Below are 14,435 nucleotides of genomic sequence, written 5' to 3' on the forward strand. Positions count from 1 at the left end.
GTCAGCTCCGGTCGGGGGGGAGGCGATCGATACGGACGATCCGGGGGCGGCGGTCGCCCAGCCGCAGCTCGGCGCGCTCCAGCACCCGGTCGACGATCCAGAGGTCGCCCTCGCGTCGCCAGGTCAGGGTCTCCGCGCGGCCGTCTTCGCCGATCGCGAACAGGGCAGGAGCCTCGGTCCCGGAGAGGCCGGGAGCGAACCGCAGCACGGTGCGCCGGCCGTCGGACTGGACCGACAGGGGGGTCCAGGCGGGGGCCCGTCCACGCGGCGTCACGCGATAGGCGATCGCGGTCCCGGAGAGGCCTGGTACCTCCGCCCCGGCCCGGACTAGCGTCCGCGAGGCATGAGGAACAATCGAGCCATCGCTCCCGCCGACGGCGACCTCGGCGGTTTGGGTGGCGTCTCCGGTCAGGGCCCCGAGATCCCAGGCGACGGCGGCGTTGAAACCGGCCGCTGCCCCGCTGCGGAGCTGGATCAGATAGACGCGCCGGGTCGTGGTCAGGACCAGATTGGTTTCCAGGCCGCGCTCCAGCGGCTTGATCATCACGTGGGTGCGGGTACCGGCCCCCGTGCCGGAAACCGCCTCGCCGATCTGCCAGCGAACCGTGTCGCCGGCCGCCTTGGCGGTGACGGTCTCGCCGGGTCCCAGCGTCAGCGTCGAGACCCGCAAGGGCGCGGTCCAGACCTCATAGACCCGGCCCGGGGACCAGGCGAAGACCTGCACCCCGCCGACGAAGCGGTCGGCCTCGGAAGCCGTGAGGGCCTGCGCGTTGGCCGAGGCGATCGCCGCCGGGCCGGACTGGCCGACCGGTTGGGGCGCCGCGTCTGGCGCCGCCGCCGCAAGGGACCCGCCCCGGGGGGCGGGGGTCGGGTCCGCCGCCGCTCCGGCCAGGGATCGTGCCTCTCGAGGAGCAGGCGCGGCGTCCCGAAGCCGCGTTGCGCCCGCCGGATCCAGGGTGGCCGAGGCCTCGGGGCCCACGACCTCCAGATAGGGGCGCTCGGTGGCCGAGCGGGGGGCGGCGTCCGCCACGACCGGGCCGCCGCTGGCAGCGGACAGGGGCGCGACGGCGATGCGGGGCGGGGGCTCGGGGTCAGCCCCGAGGGCGGCGCAGCCGCCGACATGGAGCGCGAGCGCGAGGGCGAGCGGGATCAGCTGGCGTCGGGGGTCCATGACACGTCCTCGATACGGATGCCGAGCGGGTTCTTGAGGAGCGCCGCCTCGGTGCGGGGCGGCTCCAGCCGAAAGGTGATGAGACCACGCCAGCGGGCCTGGCCCGCGGCCTGGCCGTTGACGAACCGGGTCTCGCGCCACTGCAGGTCATAGGTTCGGTTCGTGCGGCGCACGACGTTGAGGATCTCCACCTGGACGGCTTCGCGTCCGGCCTCGGCAAAGGGGTCGCGCGCCTGGGCCTCTGCGTTGAGGAAGGCGGCACCGCGTGGCGCGACCAGGTCATAGGCCTCCAGCCAGTTCTGGCGGATGACCACGGGATCCACCGACTTGGAGCGGACGTCGCGGATCCACTCCGCCAGGACCTGGGCGGTCTGGGCCTCGGTGGGCTCGTAGCGGCCGTCGAGCGCGGTGATCCTCTGGGTCTGGCCCCAGTCGGAGACCTCCACAACGAAAGGGCGAACCTCGGCGCGGCCCGCCTGGACCCCCCAGCCGACGCCGAGTCCGGCGGCGAGCAGAAGGTTGGCGAAGGCGATGCGTCGCCAGTTGCGGGCGTGCGCCAGGGTCAGGCCCATGCGGTCGTCCCAGACCTGGGCGGCGCGCTGGTAGGGTGTGGAGGCCGGGGCGGAGGGCAAGGGGCGTTTGGGGCGAAAGAAGGGGTGCATGGTCAGCGGTCCTCCGACTTGAGCTGGGGAGAGAGGGTCCCGGTCGTCTCGCTGGACGGCAGGAGCGACCGGGCGGTGTTGGCGACGAAGAAGCTGCGGAAGGCGGCCGAGCGGGCCCCGCCCGCCCTGCCGACCCCGCTGGGAGCGGGGCCTTGGGCGCCGCCCTGCGGACCCGCGCCCGCCGCCCGGTGAAAGGCCTGGCGCGCGGCTTCGGTCTCCGACGCTCGAGACCGTACGGTCGCGCCTGCGGTCTGCGGTCCTGTGCCGGACGCGCCGGTCGGGCCGGCCGGGGCGTCACGGGTGGGCTTGCCGGCCGAAGCCGTCGAAGGCGGCAGACCCTGGTCCTTGCCGGCCGGACCCGGCCCCGGAGCGACGCGCGATGCGATCGGCGCGGCGTGGCCGGAACCGGAGGGAGAGGGCGGCCGCGGCGGACCGGACGCCGCCGGGGACGGCGGCCCGGAGGCGGGGCCTCGGCCGGTCGGGGCGGCGGAGGCCGCCCGCGCTCCTCCGGCGAGACGCGCGGCCCCGCCACCCAGCGCGGCCCCGGCCCCGGCCGCGCCCGCCGCGACGAGACCGCCCGCTCCGGCGACGGCGAGGCCCGCCGTCAGGGCCGAGCCGGCCCCCAGCGCGGGACCACCGGTCACCAGGGCGGCGGCGAGGTTGGGCACGAACAGGGCCAGCATGGCCAGCAGGAGCGCCGCGACGAGGATGGCCAGCGCCTCGTAGAGGTCGGGGTTGGCCGAGGGCTGGAGCTGGTCGAACACCGTCGAGGCCCCCGAGACCACGATGGCCAAAGCGAGGACCTTTAGGCCCGAGGAGACCACGAAGCCCAGCGGCCGCTCCGCCAGGAAGGCGGACTTCGACCAGATCCCGAACGGCAGGAGCACGAAGCCGCCCAGGGTGACGATCTTGAACTCCAGCAGGGTGACGATGATCTGCAGCGCCAGGACGGCGAAGGCCAGCATGATGCCGATCATGGCCAGGCCCAGGATCAGGGCGTCCATCAGGTTGCCGGCCACATCCAGCGGATTGGCGACGGGGGCCGGGGTCTCGCCCAGGGCGCGCACGATGCGCCAGCCCTGATGCAGCACCGCCCCGGGATTGAGGAAGTCCGACTGGCTGAGCGCGCCGCCGCCGGCGGCCAGGCCCAGTTCGATGAAGCCGGCCTGGAGCGTCTCCGACAGCGCCTGCCAGTCGTTGATGATGTAGGCAAAGCTTCCGATCAGCAGGACCTTGCCGAAGCCGGCGGCGAGCAGGTCGCGGTTGGACGACAGGGCCCACTGGATGCCCGTGAGCGCCACCACGAGCGCGATCATCAGGCCGAACATGGTGTCGACCGGTCCCTGCAGCGCCTCGAACCCGGCACTGACGGTCTCGGAAAAGACCACCATCAGCTCATTGGGCGTTTCCATTCCGGGGGGCGCGGCCATGGTCGGCTCCTCACTGACGGGCGCGGGCGAAGGGGTCGAAGCGCGGGGCGGACGGGGCCTCGGCGTCCCGGGCCCAGAAGCGGCGGCGGGCTTCGGCCGAGGCGGCGCGCTCGGCGCTCTCGCGGGCGGCGGCCTCGGCCATCAGCCGGCTCTGGGCCAGCATCAGGGTGCGCAGCATGGCCAGATCCTCCGACAGGACCGCCAGCAGCTGGGTCGAGGACTGGATCGCCGCCGTCTCGCCTTCGGCCGCTTCCGAGGCCGCCAGCGCCCCCGCCACCCGGCGATCGCGCCCGGCGGACAGGGCATCGAGCCGCGCGGCGGTGGCGGCCAGGTCGCGCGCGGTCTCGCGCGCGGTCTCGGCGCGGCCCTGGGCCTGGTCGAGCGCCCGGTCCGGCGACAAGCCCTCGACGGCGGCGGGATAGAGGGCCTCGAACTGCCGCTCCAGATCGCCGGCGGTCCCGGCCAGACCCCGCACCTCTGACGCCAGCGCCGACAGGTCGGCCAGCACGGCCGAGGTCTCGCCCAGATGGCTGTAGGGCGAGGCGGCGAGCGCCCGGGCCTGGTTGAGCAGCATCCGGGCCTCATTGGCCAGACTGTCGACCTGACGCGCCGCCTGGAGCGCGTTCTCGATGTGGTTCCGGGGATCGAACACCACGACCTGGGCCCGGGATGGCGCGGCGGACGCGCCGCCGAGGCCAATGAGCAGGGCCAGGCCTGCCGCGAACAGAGGACGCCGGGGGGAGGGCCGGGCGGGCCGCGCCGGACGGGCCGGAGCGCGCCGAGGCTCGGGATGCCTGGACCGTGCAGGAGCAGTCGCCGTCGCGTCCGGGCCGGCCTCGGCGGCCTCCGGGGCGGTTGGGCCCGCAGACGTTCCGGCGCGGGGCGTGCGGGGGTCGGCGATCCGGACCGTGGCCCGGTTGCGCAGACCCGGGCGGATCGGGCGGCGGTGTTCAGGTGGCAGCGAAGAGGGCGTCGACATGGTGCAGTCCCTTGGCTTTGAGGAAGGCGGGGGCGAAGCGCGTCGGACCCTCGGTCTCGAGCACGCGATCGATGAGGCGCTGGTCTTCGGGCGATCCGGCCGCGCACAGCGCGAGCGACGCGCCGGTCAGGCGCAGGTCGAACAGGCGACGCCCCTGGGGCTGGCGCCAGTAGTAGGCGCGCTTGGGCGGGGCGAAGGCGAGGAGCTCGCGCTGGCGCCGGTTGAGGCCGAAGCCGGCATACAGCGCCGCGCTGGCCGGTTCGAGCGCGCGCGGATTGGGCAGGAAGACCTGGGTCGGGCAGCTTTCGATCAGGCTGGGGGCGATCGCCGAGGCGGCCACGTCGTCGAGCGACTGGGTGGCGAAGACGACCGAGACCCGCTTCTTGCGCAGGGTCTTGAGCCATTCGCGGATGCGGGCGGCAAAGCCGGTGTGGTCAAGCATCAGCCAGGCCTCGTCGAGGACGAGCAGGGTCGGGCGTCCGTCGAACTGGCGCTCGAGCTGGTGAAACAGGGCCGAGAGCACCGGTCCGACGGCGGCGGGCGAGCCCATCAGCGTCTCCAGCTCATAGGTGTCGAAGGGGCCCGGTTCCGGCGCGTCTTCGGCCCCGTCGAGCAGCGCGCCCCAGGGCCCCTGCAGCGTCAGGGGCTCGAGCGCGGCGGCTGCGTCCCTGTCCTGCAGCAGGGCGCAGAGCAGGGTCAGCGTCCGATGCGCCGGGGGCGAGCCGGCGAGCGCGCGAAGCGCGCGCCAGAGCTCGTCGCGGCGGACAGGGTCGATGGAGAGGCCCGCCTGGACGAGGACATCCGCCAGCCAGTCCGAGGCCCAGGCGCATTCGGCCGGATCGTCGATGCGGGCGAGCGGCTGAAGCGCCAGGCCGCCCGCGGGCGACAGGGCCCGCCAGCTGCCCTGGATCGCCAGGGTCGCGGCGCGGGCCGACCGGCCCTTGTCGAAGAAGACCACCCGGGCGCCGGGGTAGCGGAACCACTGGAGCGCCAGAAAGGATAGAAGCGTCGACTTGCCCGCCCCGGTCGGGCCCACGACCATGGCGTGGCCCACGTCGCCGACGTGGAGCGCCAGTCGAAAGGGCGTGGATCCGGTGGTGCGGGCCACCGCCAGGGGCGGGCCGTCCAGCGCGGCGTCGGCGTCCGGGCCGGCCCAGACCGAAGAGACCGGCAGGAGGTCGGCCAGGTTGAGCGTAGAGACCAGCGGGCGGCGCACATCGGCATAGGGCTCGCCCGGCAGGGAGCCGAGCCAGGCTTCGACGGCGTTGAGGGTCTCGACGCGGGCGACCAGGCCCTGGGCGTTCAGCGCGGCCTCGACGGCCCGGGCGCAGGCCGCGGCCCGCTCCGGATCGCGGTCCAGAACGGCCACGGTCAGGGTCAGATAGCCATAGGCGCAGGCTTCCGAGCCCAGGGCCTCCAGCGCCCCGTCGCACTCCTCGGTCTTGGCGACCGCGTCGGTGTCGACGAGCGGTGTCTCCTCGCGGGTGACCGCTTCGCGCAGCAGGGTGCCGACACCCTTGCGCTTGGCGAACCAGCGCTTCCTCAGCCGAGCGATCTCGCGCTCGGCGTCGGCCTTGTCGAGCGCGATCCAGCGGGCGCTCCAGCGATAGGGGAAGGGCAGGGTCCCGAGGGCATCGAGCAGGCCCGGCCGGGTCGCCGACGGCAGGGCCCGGACCGAGACCACCTTGAGCGCATGGTCGCCGAGCCGGGGGTCGACGCCGCCGGTCAAAGGCGCATCCGCCAGAAGCGCGTCCAGGAACATGGGCGTCTCCGGCGGCCGCACCGGCTGTGGCTCGGGCGAGACGGTGGCGTGCAGCCAGCCCAGCAGGGCCGCATCGTCCAGCCGCTCGACCTCCGGCAGGGCGTCGGCCAGGAGATCGGCGACGGCGTCGGCCTCGCGCCGGAAGAGGGCGAGGCTGGCCGAGGCGTCGCCCGCAGTCCTCGCCAGACCGTCGAACAGCCAGCGCTCGATCCGGCCCGTGTCATCGACCGGCGGCAGCCAGGTCAGAGCCAGGCGGCAGTGGGTCTCGAAAGCGGGCTCGTCCTGGTCGAAGAGCGCGCGGCGTTCCTCGTCGACCAGCCAGGCGGCGGCGAGACCCGGCGCGTCGGGATCGGGGCCCGCCTCGGGATAGGGGCGGGCCGACCGGCGCTCGGCCTCGACATGCAGGCACCAGCCCGTGCCGAGCCGGCGAAGGGCGTTGTTGAGCCTTGCCCGCACCGCCATCAGCTCGTCTTCGGTGGAGGACTCCAGGTCGGGGCCCCGGAAGGCGAGGCCCGTGGTGAAGGAGCCGTCCTTGTTGAGGACGACGCCGGGCGCGACGAGCGCGGCCCAGGGGAGGTGGTCGGCGAGAAGCGCCGGTCGGCGGCGATGGTCTTCGAGAAAGCGCATGGCCGGCCTCAGGTGTCCAGGTGACCGGGACGGGCGAGGTGGCGGCGCACCACGTCGAACACCTGAGGGTCGCCGCGCGCCGCGAGCAGGCCCAGGCCGTGGGCCAGCGCCCACCAGATCAGCCCCAGCCACGGCAGCCGCAGCGCCAGCCCCAGCATGAGGGCGAGGGTGCCCATGAGGATGGCGTAGTCGCGAGGCAGGCCACCGAGCAGGACCGGCCGGGTCAGGGCCTGGGCGACGGCAAGCTCATAGCCCTCGGGGCGGTGATCGCCGGTCACGCGGCGATCTCCATCCCGCCGGCGAAGCCGAAGAAGTCCAGGAAGAAGGTCCCGGCGGCAAAGGCGATCGACAGGCCAAAGAGGATGCCCAGGCCACGCCGCATGGAGGAGCCGTTCTCGCTCATGGCGATGCCGGCCCCGAAGATGACCACGGCGATCACGGCGGCCGCCTGCACCACGGGTCCGGTGACGGACTCCACGATCTGCTGCAGCGGCCCTTCCCAGGGCATGCCGGAGCCTCCGGCGAGGGCAGTGGTGGCGGCCAGCAGGGCGCAGGCGGCCGAGGCGGCCGAAAGGCCGCGGAGACGTGTCCGGTCCATTGAGGGTGTCCTTCGAGAGCGCCGCGAGGGTCGGCGATGGCCCAAGGCAAGCAGGAAGGATCGCCTTCTGTCAACACGAGACAGCGAAGAAAATAACATTAAAACAATGACTTGTCAGGCAAGTCAGATCTGACTTGCGAAGAGCTCGTCGACGACTTGCGGCCCCCTGCTCGGCCGTCTCGCCCAGGGGCGGGCAAGGCGCGGAGACCCTTGGTGTTTTTCAGCGTCTCGGTTTGCGCCGGGCGCGAGCTGCCGTAAGGATGCCGCAATCTCGAGTGGCATGAGGAGAGTGCGGTGACTTACGCGGGCGTGGCTCTGGCAACCCTGTTTCTGTCCCTCGAGGCAGCTCCGGCCCACCCCGGAGGGCTCAACAGCGAGGGCTGCCACACCCAGCGCAGGACCGGGGACGACCACTGCCACCGGGGTGGAACGGGTGCGACGCGGTCGGCCCCGCCCCGCGTGCAGGGTCTGGTCGGCGGTCCATCCGGCGGGGGTGCCTACGCCAACTGCACCGCGGCGCGCGCGGCGGGGGCGGCTCCTGTCCGGCGCGGGCAGCCGGGGTATGGACCCCATCTGGATCGCGATGGTGACGGTGTGGGGTGCGAGTAACTACGGAGCGGCGTCAGGAGATCCGGCTGGAGGCCCCCACAAGCCACAACCCCGCTGACCATTCATCGATCTCGTCGTTATGAGCGAACGGACCGGGTAATCCGCAGCCTTGACGGAAGGGCGACCGAGGGCGGGTGGCTCATGCGTCTGACAATGTGATTTCCGACCTTGATGGCGCGATGAACAACAATAAAAATGAACACACCCATCGAGATGCCCACGGCGTTAGCGGCGAGGTCGGCAAATGATGGACCCCGTCCGGTGAATCCTTGTGCCAGCTCGATCGCACCGCCTACTGCAAAGGCCACGAGCGCGAGAATCCAGACCTGTTGTCGCGGCCAGAGAATTAGAAGCCCTGACATCACCGTGAAAAACGCCAGGGCGTGAGATTGACTGTCAGAAAGTCCGAGGCGCTCGACGACCGGTGTGACCGGACCCAGGAAAAGACCAACAAGCGCGGACGCCGGCAACAAGGAGACCGCTCTGAGCAACCATATGATCTCACGAGTGGTCATGTTTCAGTTCCTGACGGGGATGCATAGCAACCGAACGCAAATAGGATGTGAATGCGGACAGCGGTAACCCTCGTCCGGAGGGCATAGCCACCACCAACCCGCAGGGGGAGCTACCGTCGTGCTACACAGTGCCCTTAGGGATAAATGGAATGGCGATATGCGCGCATCCGGCGGATCGACCATGACGCGACGGGTGGAAGGCGCGACTGCTCAAAGCGAATGCTGCACGCCCATGGTTTGAAGGCGCGCTCCGGGTGCCAGATGGGCCGGGATTGAGACGTCCCGGCTGAGCGAGGCCGCTCGTAGCCACTGGCTCCGACTCTCGGTCCTGCTTCGAGGTCAGAAAAAGCGTTCACCAATGCGAATGGTGTCGCCCGGGGCCACCTGGGTGTCGGTGGTCAAGGGATAGGCCTGTTCGCCCAGGCCGTCGGCCCGACGAATGAAGACACGCCGCGTATCGGCCCGATAGGTGAAGCCGCCTGCCGTTGCCACAGCGTTCAGGACCGTCAGATTGGCCGTGTAAGGATATTCGCCGGGGGTATTGACCTCGCCCAGGATATAGAAGGGGCGATAGTTCAGCACCTCGGCGTTGACGCGCGGCTCATTGATATAGCCATCGCGCAGCGCAGCCGCGATCGCCTCCTGCAGCTCGGCGATTGTCAGGCCCTCGGCCTGGACCTCGCCGATGAGGGGCAGGGACACCTTGCCCGAATTGCCGACAGTGAACTCACCGGTCAGCGCCTCTTCGCCAAAGACGTTGACCCGCACCTTGTCGGCGGGCCCAAGACGATACTCCGGAACGACGCGGACGATCGGCGTCTCGTCGCCGCGCGTCTGGGCCGCCACGATTTGGCCCGGTCCGAGGGTCGCAAGACCCAGCAGGAGCACAAGGCTCAGACACAGCGTTCGAAAGACAGTCATGGCAGCGATCCTCAGCTCAGGCCTGTCCCTTACCGGGCGAGAGCCCTGCAATCCAGACGCGTGCGACCGGATCCGACACCGGGCGCGAACACACTGGGGTCTCTGACCAGTAATCGAGCCACTCATCACTCGAGAAAAAGGACACTTCGTCTAGGTCGGGGACGGGCTCCGGGCTTTGACGGCCCCGGGGAGTCCAGCCTAGAGAGTGCGCGTCGGGGAGGGCTCTATGCGGGCACAGAATGCATATCGCGTCAGGCTGGGTGCCGCCATCGTCCTCGCGACGGCCGCGACGGCCTCTGCGTTTGCCTTGGCGCTCAGCGTGAGCCTTCCGACCGCCGGCTGGACGACCTGGGCACCCGTGGCCGCGGTTCCGGAAGGCCGGGCGGTCCAGGCTGCGTCCACCTCGCCGGCCGATCTCGAGGCTGTTGAGGCGTGGACGCGCCGAACACTCGCGGTTCGACCCGGTGAAGCGGCCGCTTGGGCCCGCCTCGCCTGGGTCGCGGCCGAACGGGGCGACGACGCCGCGGCCAATGCCTATCTCGACCGCAGCTATACGACGGCTCCGTTTGGTCCGGACATCACCGCCTGGCGCCTGCGGTTCGCCTATGGGCGCTGGGGACGGCTGACGCCGGACCTTCGCCGCCAGGCCGATGCCGAGCTCCGCGCGACCCGGCGCACCCGATGGGCCGTCGTTGAGGCCGCAGCGGCCGATGTCGAAGACCCGGCCGGGCGACTTGCGTTCACGCTCGCCAAACAGGCCGAGGACCGCGCCCAGCAAGCCCGCGACCAGGGTTAGCGAACAGTCTGCTGGAGGCTGTGCCACGCAAGGTTCACACAGAGCGTGTAACCACCTCGTCGTTGCACGTGAGAGTCACTCCAAAGGCACAGGTGTGCCGGAAACGGGCGTTTGGCCCACCAATACCGCGGGCGTGGCAGACACACCGGCACACCGGTGGTTTTCTTTCGCACCTGCTCAGTGTAAGCTTCATTTAACCATTCATGGAGGGCTGGGGTATGTTCAAGGCTGGTCTTGTCGCGGCTGTTTGCCGCGCCGCCGTCGTCGTCGGCTCGGTCGCCGGCGCTTCGGTGCTTCCTGCTGTTGCTGTGGCCGCGGCTCAGGACGCCGTCGCTGAGCTGGCGGCGCAACTTGCCGCCACCATCACCACCGCCCAGGCCGAGGCCCAGGCCGCGGGCCTGACGGGAGATGCAGCCGCTCAATACATCGAGCAGGCCATTCAGGCGGCGGTGGCGACCAGTGGCCAATCGCCCGCCGTGGTCAGCCAGGCCCTGTCCCAGGCTCGCCAGTCCCTCTCCCAGGCCGGGACCCTCTCGCCCGCCGCTGCCGCTGCGATCGGCACTGTGCAGAGCGTCGTCTCCGGTCAGACCGGCGGGCCCTCGGCCGGCGCCGGCGGCGGCCAGACGGGTGGCGCGCCGCTCGGGGCACCCGGATCGGCGGGCGGCGGTGGCGGTGGCGGCTCGGATTACCGCCCAGCCACCTGACCGGCGGCTGTTGACGACCAACTGTTGATGCCATGCCGCCGGACGTCGGCGGAGGGGGACCCATGCCGAACCGCGCTCTGAGACTGTCCTGTATGCTGGCCCTCGGCGTGGCAGTGACCGCCCAGTCGGTCCAGGCCCAGTCGACTTCGGGTTCGCTCGCCCAGGCCCAGAACCAGGCCGGCAACCTGTTCGCCCGCGACCGGGGGACTGGGGTGCGCGAGCGCCCGCGTCCGGAGTATGAGGCGCTCGGGGTGCCGGTAGGGACCTTCACGGCCTATCCGAGCCTCCAGCTGGACGCCGAGTCCAACGACAACATCTTCGCCACGCGCACAGGGACACAGGACGACTGGATCTTCCGCCTCAAGCCGGAGATTTCGCTGGAATCTGGCTGGTCGCGGCATGCGCTGGCGCTGTTCGCCCGGGCCAACATCGCCCGCTACCAGGACTTCGACGAGGAGAACTTCGAGGACTGGGGCATCGGAGCCAATGGGCGCCTCGATTTTACGCGGGCGACCAATCTGGCCTTGGGCGTCGACTACGCCAGCCTGACTGAGCCCCGCAGTTCGTCCAACGCGCCCGCCTCGACCATTGAACCGATCTCCTACGACATCACCTCGGCCTATGCGGCCGGAACGACGGTGCGCGGCCGCACCAAGCTGTCGGCGCGCGCCGATGTGCGCACCTTCGACTATGAAGACGGCCGCACGGCCGGTGGGGTGGTCATCGACCAGGACAACCGGGACCGCACCATCACCAGCCTGACCGGGCGCGGTGACTATGCGGTCAGCCCGGCGACGGCCCTGTTCGTCCAGGCGACGGTCAACACCCGCGACTACGACACGGCCACCTCGGCCCTGCTGCCGGCGCGCGACTCCGACGGCTATGAGATCCTGGCCGGGGCCAACTTCGAGCTGGGCGCCGTGGCGCGCGGCGAGGTCGCGGTCGGCTACATCTCCCAGGAGTTCGACGCGGCCGTCTACGACAAGATCGACGGCTTCGGCGCGCGCGGCCAGCTGGAGTGGTTCCCGACCCAGCTGACGACCGTGACCGGCACGGCCTCGCGGACGGTGGAAGATTCCGGCATCGCCGGCTCCGGCGGCTATCTATCGACGGCCGTGGGTGTCCGGATCGACCATGAACTGCTCCGCAACGTCCTGTTGAACGCCGACATCTCCCTGTCGAGCGACGACTACCAGGGTCTGGACCGGGAGGACGAGCGGCTGCAGTACGGCATCGGCGGAACCTATCTGCTGAACCGCAACCTCGGCCTGAGCCTGGCAGCGAGCCATTTCGAACAGACCTCCGACGGCGCGGCCGCTGGCGTGGATTTTGATGTGAACCGTCTGACCCTGACCCTGGTGGCTCAGTTCTAGACGGTTTGCCTCCCTCGAGTCCGCGTGAGCTTACGATGAACAACCTGACCCCGATCCGACCCGGCGACGCCCGGATGGCCGGCCCCGATCAGGGGGGACCCGGGGCCGAAGGCGTCGACCTCCACAGGTTGATCGCCCTGTTCCGGCGTCGCCTGCCGCTGTTCCTGGCGGTGGCGCTCGTGGTCATGGTCGGGGCCGTCATCGTTACGACCCAGGCCACGCCGCTCTATACGGCCACCTCGAGCCTGACGATCAACACGCGCGAGCAGAACGTCGTCTCGACTGAAGCGGTGCTGTCCGGCCTCTCGGCCGAGACCAGCGTGGTCGATACCGAGATCGAAATCCTCAAGTCGCGTCAGCTGGCCCAGCGCGTGGTCGAGGCCCTGAACCTGGAGGAAGACCCCGAGTTCAACCCGGCGCTGCGCGATCCCGGTCCGATCGAGGCGGTGGTCGGCGGGGTCGCCACCCTGTTCGGCGCGGCCGCTCCGGACGCGGCGCGCGAACGCCTCTCGGCCGTCGAGGCTCAGAAGCAGAAGGAAAAGGTCGTCGACAATGTGCTCAGGCGCCTGTCGGTGCGTCGCGCTGGCCTGACCTATGTCATGAACGTCGGCTTCACCTCGGAAAACCCGGCCAAGGCGGCGCGCATCGCCAACACCTACGCCGAGCGCTATCTGCTGGAGCAGCTGGAAGCCAAGTTCGACGCGACACGCCAGGCCAACTCCTGGCTCAACACCCGCCTGACCGAACTGCGCTCGGAAGTGCAGCAGGCCGAGGCCGCGGTCGAGCAGTACCGCACATCCAACAACCTGCTGAGCGCGTCCGGCGCCACCCTGACCGAACAGGAGATCTCGGCCTACAACCAGCAGCTGGCCACGGTCCGCGCGACCCAGGCCGAGGCCGAGGCGCGGCTGCGTACGGCCCGCGCCCAGCTCGCGGCAGGCTCCAACGGTGAGGATGTCGGCGAGGCCTTGGGCTCCCAGGTGGTTCAGACCCTGCGCGCGCGACGCGCCGAAGTCTCCGGCCGCGTCGCCGAGCTGTCGAGCCGCTACGGTCCGCGTCACCCCGACATGCTCCGGGCCGAGCGCGAACTCGCCGACATCGACGCCCAGATCCAGGCCGAGATCCGCCGCATCATCTCCAACCTGGAAGCCCAGGTGCAGGTCGCGCGCGAGCGCACGGGCTCCATGGCCGGCAGCCTAGGCTCGGCGCGCGGCACGCTGGCGGCCAACAATGCGGCAGGCGTGCGGCTCAATGAGCTGGAGCGCAATGCGGAGTCGGTGCGCACGCTCTACGAGAGCTTCCTCAACCGATTCCAGGAGACGACCTCTTCGGAAGGCATCGAGGAGTCCGACGCGCGGATTGTGTCGCCGGCGGCGATCCCGACGAGAGCCAGCTCGCCCAATGTCCCGCTGAACCTGACGCTCGGCCTCGTCCTGGCGCTGGGCGCGGGCCTTGCTGCCGTCGTTCTGGCCATCATGCTCGACACCGGCGTGCTCACAGCGGAGGACATCGAGCACAAGTTCAACCTTCCGCATCTGGGCTCAGTGCCGCTGTTGGCGTCGGTCGCCGATGCCCAGGACCGCGACGACACCCCGCCGGACTACATCGTCAAGAAGCCGCTCTCGAGCTTTGCGGAAGCCGTGCGCGCCATGCGGGCCTCGATCCTGTTTTCACGGATCGGCCACACCATCCAGGTCATCAGCCTGACCTCGGCCCTCCCGGCCGAAGGCAAGACCACAACCGCCCTCTGCCTCGCCCGCGTCGCGGCCCAGGCGGGCGTCAGGGTCATCCTCGTCGACTGCGACCTGCGCCGGAGAAACGTCAACCGGCTCCTGGGCGTGGAGCCCGAAGCGGGTCTGATCGAGGTGTTGAACCGATCCGTTCCGCTGGAGCAGGCCGTGCGTCTGGACGAGCCGTCGGGTGCCTTTGTCCTGCCCCTGGCCAAGGACAGCTTCACCCCCAAGGATGTGTTTGGCACGGCGGCGATGGACGACCTGGTGGCCGACCTCCGCAAACGCTTCGACTTAGTCATTCTCGACACCGCGCCGGTGCTCGCTGTCTCTGACACCCGACTGATCGCCGCTCGCTCGGACGCGGTCGTCTTCCTGGCCCGTTGGAGAAAGACCCCGGAGAAGGCGATCGCGGCCGCGCTCAAGGTGCTGGAGCAGTCCGGTGCCCACGTCGCCGGCATCGGCATGACCCAGGTCGATATGAAAGCCCAGGCCCGCTACGGCTACGGCGACGCCGGCTACTACTACGGCGACTACAAGAAATACTACGCGGCCTGA

At 70.6% G+C, this 14,435-nt stretch carries 14 protein-coding genes; 5 read left to right on the forward strand and 9 right to left on the reverse strand.

Going from position 1 to position 14,435, the window contains the following annotated elements; translation table 11 throughout:
- Position 1 precedes the first annotated feature (1 nt).
- The 7 genes from Q333_RS0101670 to Q333_RS0101700 are packed head-to-tail and all read right to left on the reverse strand — an operon-like array spanning position 2 to position 7,229.
- Positions 2 to 1,171 carry a TrbG/VirB9 family P-type conjugative transfer protein gene (locus Q333_RS0101670; RefSeq protein ID WP_035293566.1) on the reverse strand — a complete coding sequence of 390 codons (1,170 nt, stop codon included), beginning with the start codon at positions 1,169 to 1,171 and terminating at the stop codon, positions 2 to 4.
- Entirely contained in the window at positions 1,150 to 1,833 is a 684-nt protein-coding gene (gene trbF / locus Q333_RS0101675; protein WP_035293568.1) for a conjugal transfer protein TrbF, read from the reverse strand. The genes Q333_RS0101670 and trbF overlap by 22 nt, the downstream gene beginning before the upstream one ends.
- A 2-nt stretch (positions 1,834 to 1,835) precedes the next feature.
- A complete protein-coding gene (locus tag Q333_RS0101680; protein ID WP_245591455.1) occupies positions 1,836 to 3,263 on the reverse strand; it encodes a type IV secretion system protein in 1,428 nt (475 codons plus the stop codon).
- Between the two features lie 10 nt (positions 3,264 to 3,273).
- Complete coding sequence (locus Q333_RS0101685) at positions 3,274 to 4,242, reverse strand: conjugal transfer protein TrbJ (RefSeq protein ID WP_245591456.1); 969 nt, start codon at positions 4,240 to 4,242, stop codon at positions 3,274 to 3,276.
- The gene (gene trbE, locus Q333_RS0101690; RefSeq protein WP_029415019.1) at positions 4,214 to 6,631 is read right to left on the reverse strand and encodes a conjugal transfer protein TrbE; all 2,418 of its coding nucleotides are present in this window, start codon (positions 6,629 to 6,631) and stop codon (positions 4,214 to 4,216) included. Before trbE ends, Q333_RS0101685 begins: the two co-directional genes overlap by 29 nt.
- Positions 6,632 to 6,639: 8 nt before the next feature.
- On the reverse strand, positions 6,640 to 6,909 hold the full coding sequence (locus tag Q333_RS0101695; RefSeq protein ID WP_029415020.1) for a VirB3 family type IV secretion system protein: 270 nt from the start codon (positions 6,907 to 6,909) through the stop codon (positions 6,640 to 6,642).
- The gene (locus Q333_RS0101700; RefSeq protein WP_029415021.1) at positions 6,906 to 7,229 is read right to left on the reverse strand and encodes a TrbC/VirB2 family protein; all 324 of its coding nucleotides are present in this window, start codon (positions 7,227 to 7,229) and stop codon (positions 6,906 to 6,908) included. The genes Q333_RS0101695 and Q333_RS0101700 overlap by 4 nt, the downstream gene beginning before the upstream one ends.
- A gap of 294 nt (positions 7,230 to 7,523) precedes the next feature.
- Here Q333_RS0101700 and Q333_RS17205 point away from each other — a divergent pair, with 294 nt between their 5' ends.
- Positions 7,524 to 7,838 carry an excalibur calcium-binding domain-containing protein gene (locus tag Q333_RS17205; RefSeq protein WP_157072330.1) on the forward strand — a complete coding sequence of 105 codons (315 nt, stop codon included), beginning with the start codon at positions 7,524 to 7,526 and terminating at the stop codon, positions 7,836 to 7,838.
- A 77-nt stretch (positions 7,839 to 7,915) separates the two neighbouring features.
- Here the strand turns inward: Q333_RS17205 and Q333_RS17525 are convergent, their stop codons facing one another.
- Both Q333_RS17525 and Q333_RS0101705 read right to left on the reverse strand, forming a co-directional pair.
- Positions 7,916 to 8,353, reverse strand: a complete 438-nt coding sequence (locus Q333_RS17525; RefSeq protein WP_157072331.1) for a VanZ family protein — start codon at positions 8,351 to 8,353, stop codon at positions 7,916 to 7,918.
- A 339-nt stretch (positions 8,354 to 8,692) separates the two neighbouring features.
- The gene (locus tag Q333_RS0101705; RefSeq protein ID WP_029415022.1) at positions 8,693 to 9,274 is read right to left on the reverse strand and encodes a polysaccharide biosynthesis/export family protein; all 582 of its coding nucleotides are present in this window, start codon (positions 9,272 to 9,274) and stop codon (positions 8,693 to 8,695) included.
- A 319-nt stretch (positions 9,275 to 9,593) separates the two neighbouring features.
- On the opposite strand from Q333_RS0101705, the gene Q333_RS0101710 reads away from it, so the two are divergent.
- The 4 genes from Q333_RS0101710 to Q333_RS0101725 all read left to right on the forward strand — a co-directional run bounded on the left by Q333_RS0101710 (position 9,594) and on the right by Q333_RS0101725 (position 14,435).
- The gene (locus Q333_RS0101710) at positions 9,594 to 10,070 is read left to right on the forward strand and encodes a hypothetical protein (protein WP_157072332.1); all 477 of its coding nucleotides are present in this window, start codon (positions 9,594 to 9,596) and stop codon (positions 10,068 to 10,070) included.
- Between the two features lie 218 nt (positions 10,071 to 10,288).
- Positions 10,289 to 10,774, forward strand: coding sequence for a hypothetical protein (locus Q333_RS0101715; protein ID WP_029415024.1), 486 nt, complete (start codon positions 10,289 to 10,291; stop codon positions 10,772 to 10,774).
- Positions 10,775 to 10,836: 62 nt separating this feature from the next.
- Entirely contained in the window at positions 10,837 to 12,147 is a 1,311-nt protein-coding gene (locus Q333_RS0101720; RefSeq protein WP_029415025.1) for an outer membrane beta-barrel protein, read from the forward strand.
- Positions 12,148 to 12,182: 35 nt separating this feature from the next.
- The gene (locus Q333_RS0101725; RefSeq protein WP_084175655.1) at positions 12,183 to 14,435 is read left to right on the forward strand and encodes a GumC family protein; all 2,253 of its coding nucleotides are present in this window, start codon (positions 12,183 to 12,185) and stop codon (positions 14,433 to 14,435) included.

Origin of the sequence: Brevundimonas bacteroides DSM 4726 (assembly GCF_000701445.1) — a bacterium.
Classification (GTDB): Bacteria; Pseudomonadota; Alphaproteobacteria; order Caulobacterales; family Caulobacteraceae; genus Brevundimonas; species Brevundimonas bacteroides.

Excerpts from the sequence above, each read along its gene's own strand:
- Q333_RS0101725 (WP_084175655.1), top strand. The coding sequence starts at position 12,183 with ATGAACAACCTGACCCCGATCCGACCCGGCGACGCCCGGATGGCCGGC.
- Q333_RS0101680 (WP_245591455.1), bottom strand. The coding sequence starts at position 3,263 with ATGGCCGCGCCCCCCGGAATGGAAACGCCCAATGAGCTGATGGTGGTC.
- trbE (WP_029415019.1), bottom strand. The coding sequence starts at position 6,631 with ATGCGCTTTCTCGAAGACCATCGCCGCCGACCGGCGCTTCTCGCCGAC.
- Q333_RS17525 (WP_157072331.1), bottom strand. The coding sequence starts at position 8,353 with ATGACCACTCGTGAGATCATATGGTTGCTCAGAGCGGTCTCCTTGTTG.
- Q333_RS0101705 (WP_029415022.1), bottom strand. The coding sequence starts at position 9,274 with ATGACTGTCTTTCGAACGCTGTGTCTGAGCCTTGTGCTCCTGCTGGGT.
- trbF (WP_035293568.1), bottom strand. The coding sequence starts at position 1,833 with ATGCACCCCTTCTTTCGCCCCAAACGCCCCTTGCCCTCCGCCCCGGCC.
- Q333_RS0101715 (WP_029415024.1), top strand. The coding sequence starts at position 10,289 with ATGTTCAAGGCTGGTCTTGTCGCGGCTGTTTGCCGCGCCGCCGTCGTC.
- Q333_RS0101670 (WP_035293566.1), bottom strand. The coding sequence starts at position 1,171 with ATGGACCCCCGACGCCAGCTGATCCCGCTCGCCCTCGCGCTCGCGCTC.
- Q333_RS0101720 (WP_029415025.1), top strand. The coding sequence starts at position 10,837 with ATGCCGAACCGCGCTCTGAGACTGTCCTGTATGCTGGCCCTCGGCGTG.
- Q333_RS0101700 (WP_029415021.1), bottom strand. The coding sequence starts at position 7,229 with ATGGACCGGACACGTCTCCGCGGCCTTTCGGCCGCCTCGGCCGCCTGC.
- Q333_RS0101685 (WP_245591456.1), bottom strand. The coding sequence starts at position 4,242 with ATGTCGACGCCCTCTTCGCTGCCACCTGAACACCGCCGCCCGATCCGC.